This is a genomic window from Hydrogenophaga pseudoflava (assembly GCF_031020795.1).
Classification (GTDB): domain Bacteria; phylum Pseudomonadota; class Gammaproteobacteria; order Burkholderiales; family Burkholderiaceae_C; genus Hydrogenophaga; species Hydrogenophaga pseudoflava_A.
The window spans coordinates 400,526-418,699 of record NZ_JAVHJP010000001.1 but is presented as its reverse complement, the minus strand read 5'-3'; the positions used below and the strand labels follow the sequence as shown (position 1 = coordinate 418,699).

Annotated in this window: 17 protein-coding genes; 9 read left to right on the top strand and 8 right to left on the bottom strand. The window is 66.1% G+C overall.

Going from position 1 to position 18,174, the window contains the following annotated elements; translation table 11 throughout:
* Positions 1-4 precede the first annotated feature (4 nt).
* From trbL to RCO38_RS01990, 6 genes are all read left to right on the top strand, one after another.
* Positions 5-1,354 carry a P-type conjugative transfer protein TrbL gene (gene trbL / locus RCO38_RS02015; RefSeq protein ID WP_308326631.1) on the top strand — a complete coding sequence of 450 codons (1,350 nt, stop codon included), beginning with the start codon at positions 5-7 and terminating at the stop codon, positions 1,352-1,354.
* Between the two features lie 12 nt (positions 1,355-1,366).
* Positions 1,367-2,071, top strand: coding sequence for a conjugal transfer protein TrbF (gene trbF / locus RCO38_RS02010; RefSeq protein WP_308326630.1), 705 nt, complete (start codon positions 1,367-1,369; stop codon positions 2,069-2,071).
* Positions 2,068-3,084 carry a P-type conjugative transfer protein TrbG gene (trbG, locus tag RCO38_RS02005; RefSeq protein ID WP_308326629.1) on the top strand — a complete coding sequence of 339 codons (1,017 nt, stop codon included), beginning with the start codon at positions 2,068-2,070 and terminating at the stop codon, positions 3,082-3,084. Before trbF ends, trbG begins: the two co-directional genes overlap by 4 nt.
* A gap of 2 nt (positions 3,085-3,086) precedes the next feature.
* Positions 3,087-4,349 (top strand): TrbI/VirB10 family protein, encoded by a 1,263-nt coding sequence (locus RCO38_RS02000; protein WP_308326628.1) that lies wholly within the window; start codon positions 3,087-3,089, stop codon positions 4,347-4,349.
* Positions 4,346-4,630, top strand: a complete 285-nt coding sequence (locus RCO38_RS01995; RefSeq protein ID WP_296339539.1) for a DUF2274 domain-containing protein — start codon at positions 4,346-4,348, stop codon at positions 4,628-4,630. The genes RCO38_RS02000 and RCO38_RS01995 overlap by 4 nt, the downstream gene beginning before the upstream one ends.
* A 223-nt stretch (positions 4,631-4,853) precedes the next feature.
* Positions 4,854-5,945: a DNA cytosine methyltransferase gene (locus RCO38_RS01990; RefSeq protein ID WP_296339541.1), complete on the top strand. Its 1,092-nt coding sequence runs from the start codon at positions 4,854-4,856 to the stop codon at positions 5,943-5,945.
* Here RCO38_RS01990 and RCO38_RS01985 read toward each other — a convergent pair.
* From RCO38_RS01985 to RCO38_RS01965, 5 genes are all read right to left on the bottom strand, one after another.
* The gene (locus RCO38_RS01985; RefSeq protein WP_308326627.1) at positions 5,906-6,649 is read right to left on the bottom strand and encodes an MAE_28990/MAE_18760 family HEPN-like nuclease; all 744 of its coding nucleotides are present in this window, start codon (positions 6,647-6,649) and stop codon (positions 5,906-5,908) included. The two genes, RCO38_RS01990 and RCO38_RS01985, sit on opposite strands and share 40 nt — an antisense overlap.
* Positions 6,646-7,824, bottom strand: coding sequence for a DUF262 domain-containing protein (locus RCO38_RS01980; protein WP_296339545.1), 1,179 nt, complete (start codon positions 7,822-7,824; stop codon positions 6,646-6,648). Before RCO38_RS01980 ends, RCO38_RS01985 begins: the two co-directional genes overlap by 4 nt.
* Positions 7,825-7,836: 12 nt before the next feature.
* Positions 7,837-8,283 carry a very short patch repair endonuclease gene (locus RCO38_RS01975; RefSeq protein WP_296339547.1) on the bottom strand — a complete coding sequence of 149 codons (447 nt, stop codon included), beginning with the start codon at positions 8,281-8,283 and terminating at the stop codon, positions 7,837-7,839.
* A gap of 224 nt (positions 8,284-8,507) precedes the next feature.
* Positions 8,508-8,705, bottom strand: a complete 198-nt coding sequence (locus RCO38_RS01970) for a hypothetical protein (protein ID WP_296339549.1) — start codon at positions 8,703-8,705, stop codon at positions 8,508-8,510.
* Positions 8,702-9,466, bottom strand: a complete 765-nt coding sequence (locus RCO38_RS01965) for a hypothetical protein (RefSeq protein WP_296339551.1) — start codon at positions 9,464-9,466, stop codon at positions 8,702-8,704. Before RCO38_RS01965 ends, RCO38_RS01970 begins: the two co-directional genes overlap by 4 nt.
* Positions 9,467-10,005: 539 nt before the next feature.
* On the opposite strand from RCO38_RS01965, the gene RCO38_RS01960 reads away from it, so the two are divergent.
* A complete protein-coding gene (locus RCO38_RS01960) occupies positions 10,006-13,245 on the top strand; it encodes a PAS domain-containing protein (protein WP_308326626.1) in 3,240 nt (1,079 codons plus the stop codon).
* Between the two features lie 26 nt (positions 13,246-13,271).
* Here the strand turns inward: RCO38_RS01960 and RCO38_RS01955 are convergent, their stop codons facing one another.
* Entirely contained in the window at positions 13,272-14,198 is a 927-nt protein-coding gene (locus RCO38_RS01955; RefSeq protein WP_308326625.1) for an inositol monophosphatase family protein, read from the bottom strand.
* A 117-nt stretch (positions 14,199-14,315) separates the two neighbouring features.
* Here RCO38_RS01955 and RCO38_RS01950 point away from each other — a divergent pair, with 117 nt between their 5' ends.
* A complete protein-coding gene (locus RCO38_RS01950) occupies positions 14,316-15,065 on the top strand; it encodes an RNA methyltransferase (RefSeq protein ID WP_308326624.1) in 750 nt (249 codons plus the stop codon).
* A gap of 31 nt (positions 15,066-15,096) precedes the next feature.
* Entirely contained in the window at positions 15,097-15,864 is a 768-nt protein-coding gene (gene cysE / locus RCO38_RS01945; RefSeq protein WP_308326623.1) for a serine O-acetyltransferase, read from the top strand.
* On the opposite strand, the gene RCO38_RS01940 is transcribed toward cysE, so the two are convergent.
* Both RCO38_RS01940 and RCO38_RS01935 read right to left on the bottom strand, forming a co-directional pair.
* Positions 15,865-17,685 (bottom strand): chorismate-binding protein, encoded by a 1,821-nt coding sequence (locus RCO38_RS01940; RefSeq protein ID WP_308326622.1) that lies wholly within the window; start codon positions 17,683-17,685, stop codon positions 15,865-15,867.
* Complete coding sequence (locus RCO38_RS01935) at positions 17,682-18,158, bottom strand: FKBP-type peptidyl-prolyl cis-trans isomerase (protein WP_308326621.1); 477 nt, start codon at positions 18,156-18,158, stop codon at positions 17,682-17,684. Before RCO38_RS01935 ends, RCO38_RS01940 begins: the two co-directional genes overlap by 4 nt.
* Between the last annotated feature and the right edge of the window lie 16 nt (positions 18,159-18,174).

Genomic DNA, 18,174 nt, shown 5'->3' with positions numbered 1-18,174 from the left:
TGCCATGAACGACGTGACGGTCATCGACCGCTTCCTCGACACGTTCTCGCGCTACATCGACTCGGGCTTTGGCCTGCTGCAAGGCGAGGTGGCATTCCTGACCGCCACGCTGATCGCCATCGACATGACGATCGCCGGGCTGTACTGGGCGCTGGGCCACGCCAGCGGCCAGGGCGAGGACGTGATCGCCAAGCTGCTGCGCAAGGTGCTCTACGTGGGTGCCTTCGCCTACATCATCGGCAACTTCAACGCGCTGGCCGGCATCGTGTTCCGGTCCTTCGCCGGGCTGGGCCTGACGGCCAGCGGCTCGACCCTCAGCATGGGCAGCTTCCTGCAGCCGGGCCGGCTGGCCAAGGCAGGGATCGACGCCGGGGCGCCGATCCTGCGGCAGATCAGCGACCTGGCGGGCTTCCCCGAGGTGTTTGTGAACCTTGCGCCCATCGTGGTGCTGTTCATCGCCTGGCTGATCGTGATCCTGTGCTTTTTCGTGCTCGCGGTGCAGCTGTTCGTGACGTTGATCGAGTTCAAGCTGACCACACTGGCGGGCTTCGTGCTGGTGCCGTTCGCGCTGTGGAACAAGACCGCCTTCCTGGCCGAGAAGGTGCTGGGCAACGTGGTGGCCTCGGGCATCAAGGTGCTGGTGCTGGCGGTGATCGTGGGCATCGGCACGGGGCTGTTCGCCGAGTTCACGGTGCATCCGGCGGAGCCGTCCATCGACCACGCGCTGGTCGTGATGCTGGCGTCGCTGGCCTTGTTGGCGCTGGGAATCTTCGGGCCGGGCATTGCCACGGGCCTGGTGTCGGGTGCGCCGCAGTTGGGCGCGGGTGCGATGGCTGGGGCCGCCGTGGGCGCGGCAGGCGCCGCCGTGGCGGTTGGAGCGGTCGTTGCCGGCGCGGGCAGTGCCGTCGCGGCCGGTGCGCGCATGGCGCCGGGCGCCGCACGCATGGCGGCCAGCGGGGCGCGTTCGGCGGTATCGACGGCCAGCAGCGCCAGATCGGCCTTCCAGGCCGGCTCGGCTTCGGTCGGCGGCGGCGTCAAGGGCGCGGCCGCTGGCGTGGGGAACGTCGCCAGGGCCGGTGCACATGCGGCCGGGCAGAAGGTGGCTGAAGGCGCGCGCTCCATGAAGGAGCGGGTTGCGGCGGCTTTCCGCGAAGGCGGCGGTGCAGAGGCTGCCGGTGGCACTGCCGAAGGCGCGCCCCAGGCCGAAGGCGCCAAGGAACAGCCTGCCTGGGCCAAGCGCCTGCACCGCAGGCAGCAGCTCACCCATGCCGCCACGACCGCCGCCCACACGCTGCGCGGTGGCGATGGCGGCGGCTCGGGTTCCGGTCCGAGCCTGCGTGATTCCGATTCTTGAGGAGAACCATCCATGCGATTCAAACGACCACAGGTGCGCTACGCCGATACGCCGCAGCCTGCAACCCCGTATCAATCCGCCGCCCAGGCCTGGGACGAGCGCATCGGCTCAGCCCGCGTGCAGGCGAAGAACTGGCGGCTGATGGCTTTCGGCTGCCTGTCGCTGGCCTTGCTGATGGCGGGCGGCCTGGTGTGGCGCTCGGCGCAGTCCATCGTGACGCCTTACGTCATCGAGGTGGACCAGGCCGGCCAGGTGCGCACCGTGGGCGAGGCGGCCACGCCGTACCGGCCGACCGATGCGCAGACGGCCCACCACATCGCGCGCTTCGTCACGCTGGTGCGCTCCCTCTCCATCGACCCCATCGTGGTGCGGCAGAACTGGCTCGACGCGTACGACTACGCCACGGACAAGGGCGCGGTGGTGCTCAACGAGTACGCCCGCACCAGCGACCCGTTCGCGCGCATCGGCAAGGAGTCGGTAACGGTGCAGATCGCCAGCGTGACCCGCGCCAGCGACACGTCGTTCAACGTGCGCTGGACCGAGCAGCGCTTCGTCACGGGCGCACTGGACCGCACCGAGCGCTGGAACGCGGTGGTGTCCATCGTGCAGCAGACCCCGCGCACCGAGCAGCGGCTGCGCAAGAACCCCCTGGGCATCTACGTCAACGGCCTGTCGTGGAGCCGCGAACTCGATTCTTCCGAAGGAACAAAACCATGAACACGTTTTTCTGCAAATCCGCTTTGCCGGTGGTCCTGCTGGCATCGACCGTTCTGTTCGCAGGCTGCGCCACGCAGGGCAAGCCGCCGCCGGTGATCGCGCTGGATGAGCCGGTACAGGCCCAACCGTTGCCGGAAGCGCCCAAGCCCGTGGAAGTTGTGGCCGTGCCCGAGGTGTTGCCGATGCCGGCGCAGTTGAAGCCCGTGGCGGAGGACAGTGCCAAACCGGCGCCGATGCCGGAGCCGGCCGACGAGAAAGTGCGTGTGTCCCGCGCCAATGCCGAGGCACGCATCGCACCGACCCGCGAGGGCTACGTCAATGCGATCCAGGTTTGGCCGTTCACCGATGGCGCGCTGTACCAGGTCTATGCGGCCGTGGGCCGCGTGACCGTGGTGGCCCTGCAGCCGGGCGAGGAACTGGTGACGGTGGCCTCTGGCGATACCGTGCGCTGGATCGTGGGCGATACGTCCAGCGGTTCCGGTGCGGACTTGCGCGTGAATGTGATGGTCAAGCCGATCCGCTCGGGCCTCAAGACCAATCTGGTCATCACGACCAGCCGGCGCACCTACCTGATCGAGCTGACCTCGACCGACAAGGCGTGGATGGCATCCGTGTCCTGGGACTACCCCAAGGACAAGATGCTGGCCCTGCAGCGCCAGGCGCAAGCGGCCAACGCTGCGGCCCCCGTGGATACCGGCCTGTCGCTGGAGCGCATCCGGTTCCGCTACGCGATCAGCGGCAGCAACCCGCCCTGGAAGCCGCTGCGCGCCTTCGACGATGGCGAGAAGGTCTACATCCAGTTCCCGGCCGGCATCGCCCAGGGCGAGCTGCCTCCGCTGTTCGTGATCGGTGCGCAGGGCGACGGGCAGTTGGTGAACTACCGCTTTCGCCCGCCGTACTACATCGTGGACCGGCTGTTCGGCGCGGCCGAACTGCGCCTCGGGGCAGACAAGGGCGACGTGGTGCGCATCGAGCGCACGGACGGGGTGGTTGGTGCAGCGGGGAGGAACTGAGCATGAGCCAGGACGACACTCCCGGCCTTGCCGCGCCTTCGGCGGCCAAGGTGGCGCCGGAGGCGGTGGCGCTGCGCGCCCAGCCGCGTCCGGTCACGCGCCTGAACCGGCGCGCGCTGGCCATCCTCACTGGCGGCCTGTCGGTGGCCGTGCTCGGGGCCACCATCTGGTCGCTCCAGCCGCATCGGCGCAGTGCTGGCGAACAGACCGAGCTGTACAACGTGGATCGCGTCTCGAAGTCCGAAGGGCTGGATGGCCTGCCAGCCGACTACTCCAAGCTGCCGGTCAAGGTGCCCGAGCTGGGGCCGCCGCTGCCGGGCGATCTCGGTCCGGCCATCGTGAAGTCGCAGCAGCCGGTGACGCCTGTCTATGCCCCACCGGGACATGACCCGGAGGACGCACGGCGCAAGGAAGCGGATGCAGCGGCAGCCTCTACGGTGTTCTTCCAATCGGGTGGACAGAAGACCGCTGCGCCTACGCAGGCCGCCACTGCCGGCCCGGGATCCGCCTTGGCGGCCTTCGACCCGCTCGCCGCTGGGCCAGCCTCGACGGCGGCCCAGCTCACCGACCCGACCACCGCGCAGAACCGGCAGGACCAGAAGGAGGCTTTCCAGAAAGCCGGTTCTACGGAAACCCGCAATTCCGGCCATCTGCAAATGCCGGCTTCGCCGTACCAGGTGATGGCCGGGACGGTGATCGCCGGGGCGCTGGTGACGGGCATCAAGTCGGACCTACCGGGCGACGTGATCGCCACGGTGACGGAGCCGGTCTATGACACGGCCACGGGCAAGTTCCTGCTGATCCCGCAGGGCTCGCGCATCCTGGGCAGGTACAACAGCCAGGTGAGCTACGGGCAGAGCCGCGTGCAGGTGGTGTGGAACCGCGTCATCCTGCCGGACACGTCTTCGCTGACGCTGGACAACCCCGTGGGTACCGATCCGGCCGGCTACGCCGGCCTGGAGGATGGCGTCGATTGGCATTGGGGCCGCGTCTTTGCCGGCGCGGCGCTGACCACGCTGCTGGGCATCGGTGCCGAGCTGGCCGCGCCGGAGAACCGTCAGGACGGCAACCGCATCGTGATCGCCGGGCGCGACACCGCGCAGGACAGCATCAATCAGGTGGGCCAGGAAATAACCCGGCGCAACATGAACATCCAGCCGACGCTGACCAGCCGGCCAGGTCTGCCGGTGAGGATCATCGTGAACCGCGATCTGGTGCTGCGGCCCTACCAGCCGCTGTTCTTCAATCGGGGAACTTCGCAATGAGCACGACCAAGAAACTGCGACTCGGGCCGCTGCCCAAGACCGAGAGCGTCAAGCTGATATTTGCCTGCCCGGCCAGCCTGAAAGCCGACCTCGACCGCTACGCCGCGTTGCACGCGCAGACCTATGGTGAGGCGGCCGATGCCATGACGCTGATCCCGCACATGCTGGAAGCCTTCATGGCGGGGGATCGAGGATTCAGGAAGGGCGAGCGCGTCAAGCCGCCGCTTTCGCGGCCCTCGGCGGCTGCGCCGGGGACCGATGCACCCTCGCTCAGGTCATAAAACGCAAAACCCGCCGCCGCTGGCGGGCTTTGTTCCTTCGGGCCGGTTCAGACCTCCGGCGCTTCGATCATGACCGGACTTTTGCCGCAGAAGGCATTTGGGGCGCAGGTACGGTTTGCAAGGCCGAGGGCCTGTCTTTAACGGCCCGACTTGTGGCAAGATGCGAAACTAGGGTAGTTGCGCTGACGGCGTAGTGGGGCACGATTTCATAGTAAGTTTCAGGATGTCTACTCGGACTGTTGTTCACCATGTGCCTTCAGCGCGTCAAGTTGAAGCGATCGATTTGTTCTGCGGGGCCGGTGGCCTCTCGCACGGCTTGGCACGTCAGGGGGTGAAGGTCGTGGCGGGGTTCGATCTGGACCCGGCCTGCGAGTATCCCTATACAGCTAATCACCCGGACGCTCAGTTCGTGCAGGGCGACGTGGCGAACGTTACGGGGCAGCAGTTAGCCGAGCTATGGTCGCCGAACGCGGTGCGATTGCTTGCCGGATGTGCGCCTTGCCAGCCCTTTTCGAGCTATGCGAACACTGCCACGGTGGACAAGGTTAAGTGGCGCTTGCTGAAGGAGTTCGCTCGACTGGTGGAAGAGTGTTCGCCCGACTTGGTCACTATGGAAAACGTGCCGCGCTTGCTGGGGACAGCGCCATTCAAGGCATTTTTGCGTGCACTGAAGAAGGGGCAGTATCAAGTAGCTTACGGAGTAGTGAACGCCGCCGACTACGGGGCCCCTCAGCAGCGTAAGCGGTTGGTGTTGGTCGCCTCCAGGAGTGGGCCGGTGACTTTGCCGGAGCCCACGCACAAAGGGGCTACCCAGTGGGTGACTGTCCGTGAGGCAGTGGGCCATTTGCCCACCCTCGTCGATGGTCAACAATGCGCGGAAGACCCGCTGCACGTGGCCTCGTCCCTGTCACCGCTCAATCGCAAGCGTATTCGTGCCTCGCGTCCAGGCGGCACTTGGCGTGACTGGCCAGGTGAACTGGTGGCCGAATGTCATCGGCGTGATAGTGGTAAGCACTCTGCCGGCGTGTACGGGCGCATGGAGTGGGACAAGCCGGCTCCTACCATGACGACACTGTGCAACGGGTACGGTAACGGCCGCTTCGGCCACCCGCTTCAGCATCGTGGCATATCCTTGCGCGAGGCGGCTATCTTTCAGTCTTTTCCTAGCGATTACCGTTTTGTCGAAGACGGTAAGCCTGTCGTGATAAAAACCTTGGCGCGGCTGATCGGTAACGCTGTACCGCCCAAATTGGGCGAGGCGGTAGCGCGCTCGCTTTACGCCTCGATTAACGCTAAGGCCGGTGCCGCTAAGTAGCGGCGCTGTTGCAGAAAAACGTTCACTTCCTGAGCCACGCGCCGCAGCGTGCGGAACACAGCGAGCGCGTCTCGGCATAGTTCTTCGAATGCCAAATCTTGCCCCAGATCCGCGAAACTGCGTTCCCCGTGCGCTAATTGGTTTCGACGCCCTTTGGTGCTTTGCAAGGCCCCATGGGTCAGATGTGCGGGAGGCTTCTTGAGATCGGCTGGAAATACGCCGAACCGGCGCAATCTGTCGAAAATTGCCAAACTGTCTACGCTGCCAGATAGGCCGGCCTGACGCTTTTCGCGCTGGTTGCGATCTTGCCAATCGACCAACCATGTCTTGAAGAGGTTTTCATGAAGGGGTGAACTGGTATTTTCTGTAGTCAGATTGGTCTTGCTAGCCTTGAAGTGGCGTGCGACCATCAGCACGAGCTGATTGTTAAGTTGATCTGCACCTTGGCAGTTCTGGCCGATGATGTCGTGCATCTCGTCCAATAATTGCACCATGCACGCCTCCATCGCGCTGTAGAGCAACAGGCACACGTTGGCCTTCATCATATGGGTGAGCGCCTTGTCCAGAGGTAGTTGCACCCGATCTCCCAGCGCGCTGACATGCGCGTCTTTTTCCAACGCGATCCGCAAAAATTGCAGATACACCAGCAATTCATGAGCGCGAGAGCGTAATAGCTCTTTGGTTAACGGCAGCATATGCGTCATACGAACAGTTCCGACTGGTCGGGTTCGTTGTCAGGAGGTGCATCGTCGTTGGCGCTGCCCTCGACCAGAGCCGTGTCCGGGTCTTCCTCGACTTCCTTGTCCAGTAGATGGTCGCGTACGTAGTGGATTCGATTGATCAGCTTGGGCCGCGAGTTGCTTGCGTCGGAACGGGTGTGCTTGATGAACTGTGGACTATCCAGCCAAGCCGCGATGTTTGCCGGCTGTAGACCGGGTTGTTCCCGGAGCGCCAAAGTGGCGCCCACGGCTATGGCCTCGAAGCGGATGCGAGGTACGGTGTTGTGGTCCTTCCGCTTGAAGCCGTTGGGGAAATGTTGCTGCACGAATTGCAGCGCACGCTCGAACTCTCCCGACATCGTTTCAAGCTCCGCAGGCGTAGCATTTTTGTTCCGATCCTTCAAATAGTCGGTCAGGAACTGGTCTACGCTTTTCTGGAAGGCTTTGTAGTTGTTGGCATAGGCGAAGTAACGCAGTGCGAGTTCCTCGTATTCCTTGCGCTTGGCATTGCGATCGCTCAGAGGCACCATTTCTTTGAAAATATCTTTACCCGCCCATTCGGTAATCATTTTCATGAAAGGGCCGTCTTCCACGCCGCGCCGAATTTCCATGCTGGTGAGTTTGCTGCCGCCGGAGTTGAGGCGGTCGAACATTTCTCGGCGTGCCTGTTCGTCAGCTTGCTCAGTGAGTTCGATGACCCGGATCGTGGATCGCTTGAAGCGCAGCTGACGAGGCTTCCCGAAATCCGAGAAGCGCATGCCGTTGGCTGCCGTCAACCGTACCAAGTCTTGCAGGTGCAGCCGGTCGGAGAGGAAGTTGTCTAGCGTACGCAGTCGCTGTGAACCGTCGATGATTTCCAATGTTCCCGCGCGGTCGCCCGATCCGACATCAGCGGCGAAAATGAAGGGAACAGGAAGCCGAATAAGGATGGATTCGATGAAGCGCGATTGTTGTTTTGCACTCCAGACCATCTCGCGCTGATAATCCGGGATGAAAATTTCGGACGTGTCGGTTTCTCGGCCGCTGGTGAATTTCTCCACCAGAACTTCAATCGGCCATTCGCGAATTTCGTAATCCGTGATTTTTTGCAGTTCTGCGATCTGTGTTTCGACTAATGCCGCTTGGTCGGCATTCGGCAAGGCCAGGGTATCTTGTTCCATGAGGATTCCTGTTCAGACACTTGGGTGTGAAATCTCGGGGGAAGCACCGTCTCGGATGATTTCAACCATGGTCGAGATTGTCCGAACGAGATTGGAGCCTTTTGTTTCGCATTCCCAAACAACGGCGACTCGCCAACCCAATCCGCGGAGTTCGGCGATCTTGCGGGCGTCTCGTACCTGATTGGCGGCGATTTTTTCCGACCAGTACGCCTGATTGGAGGACGGCAGTCGGCCAGCCCGACAGTTGTGCCCATGCCAGAAGCAGCCATGAACAAAGACAGCGATTCGGTATCTAGGAAAGGCTAAGTCGGGACGGCCAGGCAAAGACGCAGGGTGAAGGAGGTAGCGCAGCCCTTTCGCGTGCAGTTGTTTGCGTAACCTCACCTCGGGAGAGGTGTCCTTTTGACGAACGCGCGACATCAGCGTACTACGGGCTTCTTGTGTCAAGGTGTCAACCATAGGAGCACTATACGGCCACAAGCGCGGCTTATCACATCCGACTGGCATGGCGCTGTACACGTAAACGCATGGCGAGGTGGTTATGCTCGAAGCCTTTATGGCCGGTCGGGGATGAACGTGCCAGGTCGCCGCGCTCACGGTCGCCGGTGGCCTCGCCGGGTTCGAACTGACCCCTGAAACGCAAAACCCGCCATCGCTGGCGGGTTCTGTTCATTCGGGCCGGGTCAGGCGTCCGGCGCTTCGATCATGACCGGATAGTCCCGATCCTTGCGCGGTATCCGCGCGGCGGCTTCCATCTTGGCCCACATTTCCGCAGTGACGGGCGGGATGCCTTTGAACGGGAACTTGAAGACGCGACCGCCTGCCGCAGCGGTTTTCTGCGGGGTTTCGGTAGGCTTGCGGACTGCGCGGTTGTAGCTCATGGAAGTCTCCCATCAGAGAGCTTTCTACCTGCATAGGGTAGCAGTTTTTGCCAAGCTGTGCTTGATGCGGTCAGATCGAAGGTCATGAGCCGCTGGCTGCCGTGATCGGCCCACCAGGCGGCGTCCGTGGCCAGCACGTCCTGCACGCTCTGGCAGTGGGCCAAGTGCGGAGCCTGGGCCACTTCTTCCGGCCACAGTGGTGCATTGAACCCCAGCTTGGGCCAGACCTTGTAACCGATGTGGCGCCGGTCGAACCCATGTCCGCCCGCAGCCACCAGGGACACATGGGACAGACCAGCCAAGTGTGCCGTGATCGCGCAGAGCGCGAACGCCACCGTGCCCAATGTCGGTGGGGTGTGGTGTTCGTTTAGGAAATACCGATCGACGTGCAGGCCGTCGATGAACAGGTCGGTTCCCCCGTTTGGGGCCGCGTACAGGCCGAGCCGGTTTTTGCCTGGGTGCTGAATCAGTTGGGAGTTGGCGATGGTGAAGTACAGGCCTGGTGGTGCTTCATCCAGGCCGAATGAGTGTTCGGCCTGCTGGTGGACGCGGCTGCCATCGAACACAGAGAGCAGGTGAGCGAACTCCACCACGGAGAAGATGCCGATGGGCAGTTCGTAGAGATCGTCGGGGTTCAACTCGATGCCATCGAGGCGGATGCCCGTGCCGGTCAGGTAGGAGCGGACGATCGGGCTAGCCAGCAGTTGTTGGTGGAGGCCCGACAGGTGTGTCTGGTAGAAGGCTGAGGGTGGGAGTGGCACTTGGAGGTTCCGCTACTCGATGGGGCGACGATGCCATGCTGTGACGGCCGCCGAAACCTGTCCCGGCGTGCTGGAGCGTAGAGGCGCTTGCTGTCGGAGCGTGCTGGAGCAGGCGGGGGAGTGTGCCGTCAAAGTACGCCATCACACGCTGGGCTATGCGCCAGTTTCCGGGCTGTTTGCTTGGTGTAATTTTGGGGTAATTCCATCGCCAAACTATGCCAATTCACGCCCATGGTGCACTCTGGCGAAGTCCGGCGTACCTGCTCTAAGTGGCCGTCAATAAAGGAAAAATTGGCAAATCCGCACAGGGGCGTATTTGCCTGCCTACACAATGGGGGTGTGGCGGTCCAGCGGGGCGGTCAAGGCAAGTCCGGGAAACAGTGCACAAAAGCGACCTACTTTAGCAGTTCAGGGTCTTCCCGCAGTGCGACCCTGTGACCCACAATGGGCCACCTTTCGTCTGCCGAGCCCTGTTTTTTTTGAACATGCCGCCGTCCCTCAGCGCTTCCTTGTCCGGAACCGGTTTGTCCGCCGCGGCCATGCCCCTGCCCTTCGAACAGATGTTCGAGGACGCCCCATTCGCAGCCTCCCTGTCACGGCGGTCCGATGGCCGCCTGGTGGCGGTCAATCAGGCGTGGGAGACGCTTTCGGGAATCGCGCGCGACCAGGCCATCGGACGCACCACCCTCGAACTGGGCTTGTGGCCCGACGTCACCCAGCGGCAGGCCTACCTCCGCTCGCTCACGGAGGAGGACCGGCCCCGCTGCATGGTGATGATGGATGGCCGTGCGCGCCACCTGCGCCTGCACACTTCGTTGCTTGACGGCACCGAGCCGCTGCTGCTGGTGTACCTGCTGGACATCAGTCAGGAAGTCATGTCCGAACAGGAACGCGACCGCACACAGGCCGAACTGCGGGCCGCCAACCTGGACCTGCAGCACCAGGTGGAGCTGCATGCGGCCATCGAGAAACTGGCGATGGCCGGCCACTGGACCAACGCGCCGCACGAAGGCAGCGTGAACTTTTCGCCCGGGCTGTTCGAGATCACTGGCCTGGCGCAGGCGCCGACGCTGGAGCGTGCCCAGGGGCGGGGAGGCATCCATCCCGACGACATGCCGGCCTGGCTGGCGGCGCGGGAGGCGCGCGACGGTCGGGAACTCGATTTCCGCTGGACCCGGCCGGATGGCTCGGTGCGCTGGATGCGCACCCGCATCAGCCAGACCGCGGTCAAGGGCATCCCGCAGACCGACTTCGGCGTGGTTCAGGACATCACCGCCCAGCGCGAGGCCATCGACGCCCATGTGCAGCAGCTGCAGTTGCTGCAGCACATCACGGCCAGGGTGCCGGGCGTGGTGTTCCAGTCGCGCATGCCCGTGAAGGGCTGGGGCAGCTTCGAGTTCGTCAGCGACATGGTGCGCGACCTGCTCGATCTCACGCCCGATCAGCTGTACCGGGATGGACGCGTCCTGTTCAGCCGCGTGCACCCGGACGACCAGCAGGGCATGGCGCATTCCATATGGGACTCCACCACGCGGTTGATACCCTGGCGCACGGCGTTCCGGGTCAACCACCCGGACAAGGGCACGCGCTGGTGCAGTGCCGAGGGCCTGCCGCAGGCGCAACCGGACGGCTCGGTGCTCTGGCACGGCTATGTCCACGACGTGACCGACGCCCGCCAGGCCGCCCAGGCGCTCGACCGGCAGCACCGGATGCTGGACGCCGTGCGGCAGGCGCAAGCCGCCTACATCGAGGCCGACGACAAACGGCGGGCCTTCGACGGGCTGCTCAAGGCCTTTCTGTCGGTGACGGACAGCGCCTACGGCTTCGTGGGCGAGGTGCTGTACGACCCGCAGGGGCAGCCCTATCTCAAGACCCATGCCATCACCGACATCTCCTGGGACGAGGCCTCGCGGCGCATGGTCGCCGAGCAGATGGATTCGGGCATGGAGTTCCGCAATCTGAACACCCTGTTCGGGCATGCGTTGCGGACCGGCGAAACCGTGCTCAGCAACCACCCGGAAACGGATGTGCGCCGCGGAGGGCTGCCGCACGGCCACCCGCCCATGCGTTCGTTCCTGGGCATTCCGCTGGAAGTCGGCGGCCGGCTGATCGCCATGGTCGGGCTGGCCAATGCCACCGATGGCTACCGCGAGGACGATGTGGAGTTCCTGCAGCCGCTGCTGGGCACGGTGCGGCAGCTGGTGCTGGCCCGGCGCGGGCACGAGGAGCGCCAGCGCTCGCGCCTGCAGCTGCAGGCCACCACCGCCTTGCTGGCCGACAAGACCTCGGCGCTGCAGGTCACGCTCGACACCATGAGCCAGGGCCTGTCCAAGATGGATGCACAGGGGCGGGTGCTGGTCTACAACCGGCGCTTGCTGGAGATGCTGGACCTGCCCGATGAGCTGATGGCCCGTCAGCCGACGCAGGACGAGGTGGTGGCCTTCCAGGCGGCGCGCGGGGATTTCGGTCCCGACTATGGACTGGTCGAGCCGGGGGCGCGCCGCTATGTGCAGGCCGATGCCGGGCCGGTGCCCGACCGCTACATGCGCCGCACTCCCGATGGCCGGGCCCTGGAAATCCACAACCGTTCGCTGCCCGAAGGTGGCATGGTGCGCACCTATTCGGACGTCACGTCCTTTGTCGAGGCCGAAGAGGCGCTGAGGGACGAACGCCAGCGCCTGGCATGGGTGCTGGAGGCGACCGGTCCGGGCATCTGGGAGCTCGACATCGCCACCGGCCTCACGCTCTACAGCGACCGCTGGGCCGGCCTGCTGGGCTTTGGCCTGCACGAGTTGCAGCCGCCCACGCGCGAGACCTGGCAGGCGCTGGTGCATCCCGACGACCTCGAACGAGCCCAGGCGCTGCTGCAGGCCCACCTGCGCGGCGCGACGCCGGTCTACGACTGCGACCTGCGCATGCGGCACAAGAAGGGCGCCTGGCTCTGGTTCAACGACCGCGGTCGGGTGCACCGGCGCGACCCGGACGGCCGGCCGCTGTACATGTCGGGCACGCTGCTGGACATCCACGAACGGGTCACGGCGCAGGAGGAGGTGCGGGCGCTCAACGCCAGCCTGGAGCGGCGTGTGGCCGAGCGCACCGCCGCGCTGGAACGCTCGATGCGCGACATGGAAGTCATCTCATATTCGATCGCCCACGACCTGCGGGCGCCGCTGCGCTCGGTCAACGGCTTCGCATCCCTGGTGGGCGAGACCGACGGCGAGCGCCTGAGCCCGGAAGGGCGGCTGATGTTCGAGCGCATCGTCAGCGCCTCGCGCAACATGGGCCAGATGATCACGGACATGCTGGAGCTGCTGCGCGTGGTGCGGGTCGAAATCGAGCCGGTGTCGGTCGACATGAACGCGCTGGCCCGTTCGGTGACCGAGGCGCTGGCACCGGGCGTGCCCCACGCCAGGGTCGTGCTGCAACCCTTGCCCCGGGTGATGGGCGATGCCAAGCTGCTGCGCCAGCTGCTGTCCAACCTGATGGACAACGCGCTGAAGTACTCGCGCCACCTGGAAGCGCCGGTGATCGAACTGGGGTTCGAACCGGCGCGCCGGGCGTTCTACCTCCGCGACAACGGCATGGGCTTCGACATGGCGCACGCCCAGAAGCTGTTCGGGCTGTTCCAGCGCCTGCACGCCGGGGCCCATGCGCCGGGCGGCACCGGCGTGGGGCTGGCCATCGTGGCGCGCACCCTGGAGCGCCACGGCGGCCGCATCTGGGCCGAGGCCCAGCCGGGCCATGGGGCCACCTTCTGGTGGACCCTGCCGATGCACTGAGGCCCCCACGCTCCGCCGCTGCGCGGTCAGAACGGCGCGGAGGGCTCCTCGGGCGGGGTGTCGTCCGCAGACGGCTGGTCCTCGCGGGCGGCCTCAGGGTCCTTGGCGACCGCCTGCCGCACCGAGGCCTTGTCGCCGGCGCTGGCGAACTTGCTGTACTTGCCGGTCAGGCCCACGAGCTGGCCGTAGATGCGCGGGTTGGCGGCCAGGCACTCGCGCTGCTCCAGGAAGTCGGCCTCGCCGGTGAAGTTGCCGATCAGTCCGCCGGCCTCGGTGACCAGCAGGGCACCGGCGGCCACGTCCCAGGGCGACAGGCCCATTTCAAAGAAACCGTCGGAGAAACCGGCCGCCACGTAGGCCAGGTCCAGGGCGGCCGAACCAGGGCGGCGCACGCCCGCGCACCGGGGCATCACATCGCCCAGCATCTTCATGTAGGTCTGGAACGCATCGCCCGGGCGGAACGGGAAGCCGGTGGACAGCAAGCAGTCGCGCAGTGTGGTGCGCTTGGCCACGCGGATGCGGCGGTCGTTGAGATAGGCGCCGCGCCCGCGCGTGGCGCAGAACAGGTCGTTGCGGGTCGGGTCGTAGACCACGGCCTGCTCGATGCGGCCGCCCACCATGAGCGCGATGCTCACGCAGTAGACCGGGAAGCCGTGGATGAAGTTGGTGGTGCCGTCCAGCGGATCGATGATCCAGACATGGTTCTTGTCGCGGCCCTTGCCTTCGCGTCGTCCGGATTCTTCGGCCCAGATGCCGTGGTCGGGGTAGGCCGTCAGCAGGGTTTCGATGATCGCGGCCTCCGCCGCATGGTCGATTTCGGTGACGAAATCGTTGGTCTGCTTGGCCGAAACCCGGACCGACTCGACGTCGAGGGCGGCGCGGTTGATGATGGCGCCGGCGGCGCGGGCGGCCTTGATGGCCACGTTCAGCATGGGGTGGAGGTTGGACGACATGAATTGTGTTCCTTGACGGCGCCGCGGGAAGCGGCCGTGGGCAGGGGAAGAGCGGGAGTGCGGCGTCCGGCGATGCGGGGCGGCGACAATACCCGGCATTTTACCGGCTCACCCGACATGCGCACCCGTTTCATCCTGATCCAGACCAGCCACGCCGGCAATGTGGGTGGCGCCGCCCGGGCCATGAAGGTGATGGGTTTCGACGATCTGGTGCTGGTCGCCCCGCGCTGGCCCAACGTGCTGCGAAGGGAAGAAACCATCCAGCGCGCCAGCGGCGCCAACGACGTGCTGGCAAGGGCGCGCATCGTGGAGACCCTGGACGAGGCGCTGGACGGCGTGAGCCACCTCTGTGCCACGGCCATGACGCCGCGCGACTTCGGCCCGCCCACGCGGGCGCCGCGCGAGCACTTCGCGCAGCTGCTCGCCGGGGCCGGTGCGCCGGATGCGGTGCAACCCGAGGGCGTCGCCTTCCTGTTCGGTTCCGAGCGCTTCGGCATGCGCAACGAGGATGTCTACCGCTGCCACGCCTGTCTCTCCATCCCCACCGCCGAGGGCTTCGGCTCGCTCAACCTCGCCGCCGCGGTGCAGCTGATCGCCTACGACTGGCGCCAGGCGCTGGGCGGCTTTGCCCCGCCGCCGACCACGCCGGAGCGTCCGGCGGCCGACGCGGCCTCGGTCGCGGGCATGCTCGGTCACCTGGAGCAGGCGCTGGTGGCGGTCGATTTTCTCGACCCGGCCGCTCCCAAGAAGCTGATGCCGCGCCTGAACGCACTGTTCAACCGGGCGCAACCGACGCCGGAGGAAATCCACATCCTGCGCGGTGTTGCCAAGGCGATGCTGCAGACGGCCGAGCGCGCGAAGCGCTAGACTGGTTCCCCGTTCACATACTCCCCGCCCCATGTTTGCCCGAATCCGATCCGACATCCAGTGCATCCTTGAGCGCGATCCTGCCGCGCGCAGCACCTGGGAAGTGATCACCTGTTACCCGGGCCTGCACGCGGTATGGCTGCACCGCCCGGCGCACTGGTTCTGGACCCACGGGCTCAAGTGGCTGGGACGCTTCACGTCGCACCTGGGCCGATTTCTCACCGGCATCGAGATCCACCCCGGCGCGAAGCTGGGCGAGCGTGTGTTCTTCGACCACGCGATGGGCACGGTGGTGGGCGAGACCGCCGAGATCGGCGACGGCTGCACCATCTACCAGGGCGTGACCCTGGGGGGCACCTCGCTCTACAAGGGCACCAAGCGCCATCCCACGCTGGGCAAGGACGTGGTGGTCAGCGCGGGCGCCAAGGTGCTGGGCGGCTTTGTGGTCGGCGACGGCGCCAAGATCGGCAGCAATGCGGTGGTGATCAAGCCGGTGCCGGCGGGCGCGACGGCGGTTGGCATTCCGGCACGCATCATTCCGAGCAAGTCGGGCGAGAGCGCCGACGTGACCGAGGCGCACCCGAAGTTCCAGGCCTACGGCATCACGCAGGAAGACGACCCGCTGTCCCAAGCCATGCGCAGCCTGATCGACAACGCCGCCGGCCAGGAGCACCAGATCGCTCTGCTGTGGCAGGCGATCGAGAAGCTGTCGCTGGCGCAGAAGGACTGCGTGCCGGCCGACGCGGCCAAGACCGAGTGTTTCGAGGCGGAGAAGCTCAACCAGCTGGTCGGCAAGTGATCAGCGGGGCGGCGGCGCGGCGTCCAGCGCCGCGTCCAGCCAGCCGCGCAGGCCGTTGAAGAAGGCCAGGCCTTGGGCCTGCGCCAGCCGCTGCACCGGGATCACCGCCTCCTGCAGCCGGCCCTGCGCCAGCAGCTCGCGCCGGTAGGTGCCGGGCAGCAGGCCGCAGTCCAGCGACGGTGTCCACCACTGGTCGTCCAGCCGCACCGCCACATTGCCGCGGGTGAACTCGGTGAGTTCGCCGCGCTGGTTGTACAGCAGGTGGTCGAACACCGCCGGGTCGGTGGGCGCCAGCGCCTCGTAGTGCCCGCGCCGTGTGGTCTTGTGGCGGATGAACTCCTGCAGCGCTTCTTCGGTGTTCAGCGGCGATGGCGCCAGAGCCACCCGCACAGGCGAAGCGGTCTCGGTCATCGCGTAGGCCTGGGCGTCGGCCCGGCCCGTGGCATCCACCAGCAGGCGCACGCGCCACAGGCCCCCGGGATGGGCCAGGCGCACGGCTTCCAGCGCGTGTTCCACCGCGGCCGGGTCGAAGAGGTGGCCGAAGTGGGCCGCGCTCTCGCGCAGGCGGTCCAGGTGGTGGGTCAGCAGCCAGTAGCGGCCGTGCTCCAGTCGCAGGGTCTCCAGCAGGTCGAACGGCTCGCCGATGCGGTGCAGGTGGCGGCTTTTGGTCATCAGTTCTCTCCATTCGGCGGCGGGGTCGGCGCACACCGTCAGGCCACTCCCCACGCCGTAGCGGGCATGCCACGGGTCATCGCGCGCCTCATCACCGGACCGGTGCAGGCCGAGCGTGCGGATCGGCACGTTGAAAGTGGTGTGACCGCCCGGCCGCACCACGCCGAGGGCGCCGCAGTAGAAACCGCGCGGCGCGTCTTCCAGCGCGGTGATGTGGTGCATGGCGCGCCGCTTGGGCGCACCGGTGACGCTGCCGCAGGGGAAGAGCGCGGTCAGCACCTCGGTCAGGGTGGTGCCCGGACGGACCCGTGCGGTGATGGTGGAGGTCATCTGCCACACGGTGGGCCAGGCCTCCACCTCCAGCAGGCGGTCCACCCGCACGCTGCCGGTCCGGGCCAGACGGCCGAGGTCGTTGCGCAGCAGGTCCACGATCATCACGTTCTCCGCGCGCTCCTTGGGGCTGGCGTGCAGCGCCTCGCACGCGGCCCGGTCGAGCGCAGGGTCGCTCTCGCGCGCCGCGGTGCCCTTCATGGGGCGGCAGACCAGCCGGCCGCCCTGAGGGTCGGGTTGCCAGTCGAAGAACAGCTCGGGCGAGGCGCTGAGCACCTGGCGCTCCCCATCGCCCAGCCGCAGCAGGTAGCCGCTGCCCTGGTGGCGCCGAAGCGCAGCCATCCAGCCCGCCGGGTCTCCGCCCAGTCTGCCCCGAAGGGCGGTGGTGAGGTTGATCTGGTAACACTCGCCGGCGGCCATGGCCTCCCGGGCCTTGTCCGCCTGGTGCAGATAGTGCGCGCGGCCCCATTCCGCGGTCCAGTCGATCGGGGCGGCCGCCAGCGCCGGGTCGTCGGGTGCTCCCGAGGGCGTGTCGTAGACGCCGAACCAGACCAGTGGCCAATGCGGATCGGCCGGTCGCACGGGCAGGGCCGAATCGAACGCCGGTGCCGCTTCGTAGGCCAGTCCGCCGACGCACCAGCGCCCCGCCGCCGCCTGCGCTTGCACCTGCTCGATGGCGGGCAGCACCTGGTCCGGCGACCAGGCCTCGATCACGCCCAGCGGATGCTCGAAATCAAGCCGCAGCCGGGCGCCGGGCGGTGCTCCCGGTGCGGTGTCCGGGAAGTCCAGGCGGGCGGTCAGCGGAGACCGGCGACTCAATGGTGGTGGCCGTGCGCGCCGTGGGCGTGGCCGTGGGCGATTTCTTCGGCGGTCGCGGCCTTCACGTCCAGCACCTTGAGCTGGAAGGTCAGCGTCTGGCCCGCCAGCGGGTGGTTGCCGTCGAGCAGCACGGTGTCGCCCTTGATCTTGGTGACCGTGAAGACCTGGTGCCGGCCCTGGTCGTCGTGGCCTTCGAGCTGGCCACCAACCTTGACGCCGGGCGGGAAATCCTTCTTCGGAATGGTCGTGACCAAGGACTCGTCGCGTTCGCCGAAGGCGTCGGCCGGCGCGAGCTTCACGGTGGTCTGGTAGCCGGCGGCCTGGCCTTCCAGTGCAGCCTCGATGCCGGCCAGGGTGTTGCCATAGCCGCCATGCAGGTAGCTGCGCGGCGTCTTGCCGTCCTCGAGCAGCTTGCCGCTGGCGTCGCTGGCGCGGAAGGTGAGGGTGACGACGGTGTCTTTGGTGATGTTCATGGGATGGATGGCAGAG